The organism is Leucobacter soli, from assembly GCF_042659205.1.
Classification (GTDB): Bacteria; Actinomycetota; Actinomycetes; order Actinomycetales; family Microbacteriaceae; genus Leucobacter; species Leucobacter soli.
In genome coordinates, this window is record NZ_JBHSRW010000169.1 from 1 (window position 1) to 5,037 (window position 5,037).

Sequence of the window (5,037 nt, forward strand, 5' to 3'; positions counted from 1 at the left end):
CGCGCGCCACCGCGGCGGCCAGGTCGTCGGCGCCGAGGAACACGTGCCAGCCGATCTCCGCCTCGGCCAGTTCGGGATCCGCGATCACACCGGCGACGCGGTCGCCCGAGGCCGTGAGGAGGACGCCCCGGCCGTCACCGGCTTCGAGCGTCAGGCCGAGGACGGCCCGGTAGAACTCGGCGAGGCCGTCGAGGGAGCGCACGCGCAGCTCCTGCCAGACGGAGGCGCCGACGGGATAGTCGTGCGAGATGCCGGTCATGGTCACTCCCCGTCCTGCTCGGTCGCGCCGAAGTGGTATCCCACTGCGGGTGCGGCGAAGAACTGGAACTGATCCGTGCGACTCATCGTCGCCCAAATATCACGGAAGTAACGCTGCATCCTCTGCCCATCCTGCGACGCGCTCGTGCCGGCTGTCCGAATCAACTCCTGCAACGCCTCCCACACCAGCTCCTCGACCACGAAATGACTATTGTTCAAACGCATCGAACGCGAAGCGTCGAACACCCCATCACCCGTCGCGACCTGACGGCCGTACTCCGCATAGATCTCGCCATTACGGATCAACGCCGCGCTCGCGGCATCGATGCGCGACATCGACATGCCCAACACACGCCGCCAATCATCATTGTCGGCACGCAACGTCCCGCTCCCGCTGAACGGCGCCTTCGTCGAACGAATGATCCGCTCGTACTCATCGCACGCCGCATACCCCAGACCGACCGTCACCGCAGCGACCTCGCCCTCCGCGAAGCCGAAGAACACGCCCGAGTACATCGGGTTGCCGTGGATGGCGTAGCCGACGGTCGGCTCCGTCACCTCCGTCGACCAGGTCTCGTGGCAGAGGTGGTGATCCGGCACGAACACGTCGTCCATCTCGATCCCGTTCGAACCGCTGCCCTTCATACCGATGACCGAGCCCCAGTCGTCCAGGACGGTGTAGTCCTCGCGACTCACCACGGCCCACGCCCGGTACTCGGGCTCGGTATCGGTCGCCGGGACGATCACCGTCGGGAAGAAATGCGTCGAGTACGGCGCGCCGGAGCAGTAGCGCCACTTGCCCGAGAGCCGGATGCCGCCCTCCACGCGCGTGGCCGTCGCCCCCATCGGATTGCCCGAGGCCGGCGCGATCATGTAGCCGTGCTTCTCGAAGATGTCGCGCTGCGCCTGCTCGCCCCAGTAGGAGCCGAGGGTCAGGCTGTGCGCGCAGGCCAGCGACACGCACCAGGCCGTCGAGGGGCAGCCGCGAGCGATCTCCGAGATCACGGTGAAGAAGTTCGCCACACCGATCTCGAGGCCGCCGAAGAGCTTCGGCATCAGCATCTTGTAGAAGCCGTGCTCGATCAGGTACTCGTTCACGTCGGGCGCGAAGCGGCCCGCGTCCTCGGTCTGCTGCTGACGCTCGCGCAGCAGCGGCCGGATCTCGCGCGCGGCCCCGATCAGGCGCAGCGTCTCGGCACGCACCCGCGGATCGGACTCCGTCACCGGCGTGGTCGCGTAGGGCCCGGACAGCCCCGGCTCCTCCGTCAACGGCGGCGTCGTGCGCTGCGCGCCGCTCGCGGTCTCCAGCATCGTGTCGGTGCTGATCTTGGCTCGTGACATCCCTGTCGCTCCTCGGTTGGCTGACTGATCCTCGTCAGTATCGCAACCGGCGAGTAGCGGGTTCCAGCTAGCGGGGAACGAATTCCCCCGCCCGAGCTGTGCGAGGCGCACAAGGTCGGACGATCCGCTGCACCCCGCCACGGGGCGCTACGGGGCGTTGCGGAACAGGATCTCGGCGTAGTCGCTCGGCTCGGCGCTCGCGGCACCGCGCATCGGGAAGGTGCCGATGCGCTCCTTTCCGAACAGCGAGCTGAAGCCGTAGAGGTTGCCCCACGGGTCGTCGAGCACGGCGTAGCGGTTGATCGGCGAGTCGACCGGGGGAATCCTGACCCGCGACCCGGATTGCACGGCGCGGTTCACGAGCTCCTCGACCGAGTCGACCTCGAAGTAGGTGATCCATGCCGGCCGGCGGTCGAGGCGCTCGATCCCGCTCAGCTGGAAGACACCGGCCACGATCCCGCGCCCGCTGGTCAGGAACCGCATGGCGTAGGTGTCGTCCACCACCTCGGCGGCCTCGAGGTCGAGGAGCCGGGTGTAGAAGCGCTCCGCAGCGGCGAGGTCGAGGGCCGAGTAGTCGAAGTTCATCGACCCGCCCGACCTCCCTGCCGCGCGCTCACGCAGGCGGACGACGCTCCCCTGCTCATCGGCGACGTAGGCGCCGTCCCCGTCGCCCGTATCGAGCAGGCGCCAGGTGCCCGGGCGCAGGCGGGCGATCGCCTCGTCCACGTCGTCGACGAAGAAGACGGGGATCCAGCCGGCCAGCCGGCCTTCGACGCCGCGCACGTCGGAGACGCCGACCCGGAGCAGCGCCTCCCCCGGCTTCGACCCCGAGGCGAGGCCGAGCAGCCACTCGTAGTAGATCGCGGCCTCCTCCGGCTGGTCGGTCGCGAGCTCGGCCTCCGACTCCCAGCTGTAGATCTGCGAGAACTCGCTCATGCTTCTCCGTCCCGTGCAGTCTCGTCGTCGATGATCGCGAAGGCGAGCCACAGATTCGCGATGTGGGCGCTGTCGTCGAGGTCCATGTCGAGGAGCTCCTCGATCTGTCCCCGCCGGTATCGCAATGTGTTCCGGTGCACGAACAGCGCCTCGGTCGTCCCCTGAATGCTCCGATTGTTCTCGAGGAACACGCGCAGTGTGCGCAGGAGCTCGCTGCTGTGGGAACGATCGTACTCGAGCAGCGGGCCGAGGATCGTCCTCGCCATGTCGCGCAGCGAGTCGGCCGTGTTCGTCATCACGAAGAGCCGCGCGAGGTCGATGCGGTTCGGGCTGCGCACACCGCTGCCCTCCTGCACCGCCGTGAGCGCCTCGTAGTAGCTGGCCCGCAGACCGGAGGTGCCGGAGTGCGAGAGCCCGACGCCGACCCGCGCCGCGGTGCCGGCGTCGCGGTCGCCGCCCGAGAGGTGCGCCTGCAGTGTCTCCGCCAGCCGCCAGACCATCGCATCGTCGGGGACGACCATGACGATCTGCTCGCCGATCCAGAGCCGCATGAGCGGGTCGGGCTGATCGTGCACCAGCGAGTAGATACTGCCCCAGGTGAGGGGGCGTCGACCTGCGGGAACAGCCGGGTTCCAGCCCACGATGACGCGATGCCGTTCGACCGCGTCGATGCCGAAGGGGACCAGCCGGGCGGCGGCGTCCTCATCCGAGACCCGCTTCTCGAAGATGTCCTCGAGCAGGGTGGCGAGCAGCTGCGACTGCCCGAACTGCTTGGCGCGCAGCTTCGCGATCTCCAGTGCGAGCAGATCGATCGCCACGGGGAGCAACCGCTGCGGGTCGCGATCGGCGCGCGCGGCGAGCAGCCCGACGATGTCGCCGTCGACGTCGACCGGCAGCGCCGTGAGCGTCGCGTCCGCGCCGGCGTCGCGCCGGTGCACCGCGAGCACGCGCTCGAAATCCCAGAGCGTGCGAGCCGGAGCCGCCGAGAGGACGTTGCCCGCCATGTCGAAGAACGCGACCTCTGCGGCGAGCGCGCTGCGCATTGAGCCCAGGATGTGCGAGAGTCCGCCGCTGCGCGCCGCCGCGACCAGATGCCGCAGCCGGTCGTCGGCACCCGTCGGATGGGAGCGCTCCGCACTCCCTTCGAACGAAGGGGTCGCTTCGATCATGCCGCTCTCCTCTCCACGGCGATGATATCTCTTGATACGCACTGCGGTTCCCGGAGTGAACGCTTACGGCGCCGAGATGCGATCCGCTTCGTCCGCCGGCAGTCCGACGACCCGGAGGTCCGCCAGCGGGGTGCCGTGCTGGTACGGGCCGAAGAACAGCATGGCGCCGTCCTCCGTGAGCGTGACGCCCGTGCCCAGGAGCACGGCGGACGGATGCCCGGCAGGGTCCGTCTCCAGCCGCTCGACCCGGGCGAACACGATGCGGACGCCCGACTCCGGCGCCTCGTCGGGGTCGGCGATCGAGAGGAACCAGCCGTCGGCGTCGCGCTGGAGCGCGGGTGAGGCGATCGGCAGGTCGAGCATCCCGCCGTGCCCGCGGAGGTGCACGTTCCCCGCGAAGCTCAGGCGTTCAGGGACGGACTCGGCGAGGCCGAACGCGAAGAGGCCGGGCTCCGGCTCCGTCGCGCCGTCGGCCGGGATGGCGGTGCCCCCGGCGCTGCCGCGGACGTAGGCGACGAGCGATTCCTTGACGGCCCAGGTCAGCGAGGGCGTCTCCCTCCCCGGGTTCATGTCAGGGCGTCGGCGCCAGCAGGAGCGCCAGCTTCTCGTTCAGCCACGCCTGCGCCGTCTCCGAGGGGTCGCCGTCCTCGGAGGCATCGTGCCGGCCGATGTCCCCTATCCGTTCCGCGCCGTGGCGCTGCAGCTCCTGGTCGAGCGTCTCGATGCCGAGTCCGTAGCTGTACACGTAGTCGGAGTCCCCCAGGCCGAAAGCCAGGTAGCGCAGGCCGCCCAGAGCCGGGGTCTCCTCCTTGAGCCGACGATAGAACGGGTAGGCGCTCTTCGGCAGCTCTCCGTCGCCGTAGGTCGAGCTCACGACGAGATGCAGGTGCGCCGGGTCGAGCCCGGCAGGGTCGGTGTCGGCGAGGTCCGCGACGGCGACCTCGTGATCGTCCCGCAGCGCTGCGGCGAGGTCTTCGGCGACCATCTCGCTGTTCCCGGACTCCGTGCCGTACAGAATGGTGATCATCATGGGGTTCCTCCTGCGGAGATGCTGGTGTCTTCTTGTCGTGCGAGTGCGAGGCGCAGCAGTTCTTCGGTGCTGCGGATCTTCCGCCTGAGCCGGAGCTCCGGTGCCGTGGCGCGCTCGTGGCGGTCGATGGCCTGCCAGCCGGCGAAGTCCACGGTGGCGCCCCGCAGGGCGGAGGGGAGCCCTACGTACCCGGCCCCGCCGAGCCCGCGCTCGGCGGCATCGACTCGGTCGGGCGATCCTGCGCGATCGGCCGAGTCGGTGCTCGCAGCAGAGTCGGTGGGCGCCGCCAGATCGGTGCAGATC

The 5,037-nt window shown here is 69.4% G+C and carries 7 protein-coding genes; all 7 read right to left on the reverse strand.

Annotated elements, in window-relative coordinates; genetic code table 11:
* Positions 1-259, reverse strand: a 259-nt coding sequence (locus ACFPZL_RS09855) for a VOC family protein (protein ID WP_382335257.1), incomplete at its 3' end; no start/stop codon positions are given.
* A 2-nt stretch (positions 260-261) separates the two neighbouring features.
* On the reverse strand, positions 262-1,599 hold the full coding sequence (locus ACFPZL_RS09860; RefSeq protein WP_218114924.1) for an acyl-CoA dehydrogenase family protein: 1,338 nt from the start codon (positions 1,597-1,599) through the stop codon (positions 262-264).
* Positions 1,600-1,746: 147 nt separating this feature from the next.
* Positions 1,747-2,535, reverse strand: coding sequence for a VOC family protein (locus ACFPZL_RS09865; protein WP_218114925.1), 789 nt, complete (start codon positions 2,533-2,535; stop codon positions 1,747-1,749).
* The gene (locus tag ACFPZL_RS09870; protein ID WP_218114926.1) at positions 2,532-3,704 is read right to left on the reverse strand and encodes a PucR family transcriptional regulator; all 1,173 of its coding nucleotides are present in this window, start codon (positions 3,702-3,704) and stop codon (positions 2,532-2,534) included. The genes ACFPZL_RS09865 and ACFPZL_RS09870 overlap by 4 nt, the downstream gene beginning before the upstream one ends.
* Before the next feature lie 63 nt (positions 3,705-3,767).
* Positions 3,768-4,274, reverse strand: coding sequence for an HtaA domain-containing protein (locus ACFPZL_RS09875; protein ID WP_218114927.1), 507 nt, complete (start codon positions 4,272-4,274; stop codon positions 3,768-3,770).
* Position 4,275: 1 nt separating this feature from the next.
* Positions 4,276-4,734, reverse strand: a complete 459-nt coding sequence (locus ACFPZL_RS09880) for a flavodoxin domain-containing protein (protein WP_218114928.1) — start codon at positions 4,732-4,734, stop codon at positions 4,276-4,278.
* Positions 4,731-5,037: hypothetical protein (locus ACFPZL_RS09885; RefSeq protein WP_382335260.1), on the reverse strand; the 307-nt coding region annotated here is incomplete at its 5' end. The genes ACFPZL_RS09885 and ACFPZL_RS09880, both read right to left, overlap by 4 nt.

Bases quoted from the DNA above. Each gene is read 5' to 3' on its own strand.
- ACFPZL_RS09860 (WP_218114924.1), bottom strand. From the start codon at position 1,599: ATGTCACGAGCCAAGATCAGCACCGACACGATGCTGGAGACCGCGAGC.
- ACFPZL_RS09865 (WP_218114925.1), bottom strand. From the start codon at position 2,535: ATGAGCGAGTTCTCGCAGATCTACAGCTGGGAGTCGGAGGCCGAGCTC.
- ACFPZL_RS09870 (WP_218114926.1), bottom strand. From the start codon at position 3,704: ATGATCGAAGCGACCCCTTCGTTCGAAGGGAGTGCGGAGCGCTCCCAT.
- ACFPZL_RS09875 (WP_218114927.1), bottom strand. From the start codon at position 4,274: ATGAACCCGGGGAGGGAGACGCCCTCGCTGACCTGGGCCGTCAAGGAA.
- ACFPZL_RS09880 (WP_218114928.1), bottom strand. From the start codon at position 4,734: ATGATGATCACCATTCTGTACGGCACGGAGTCCGGGAACAGCGAGATG.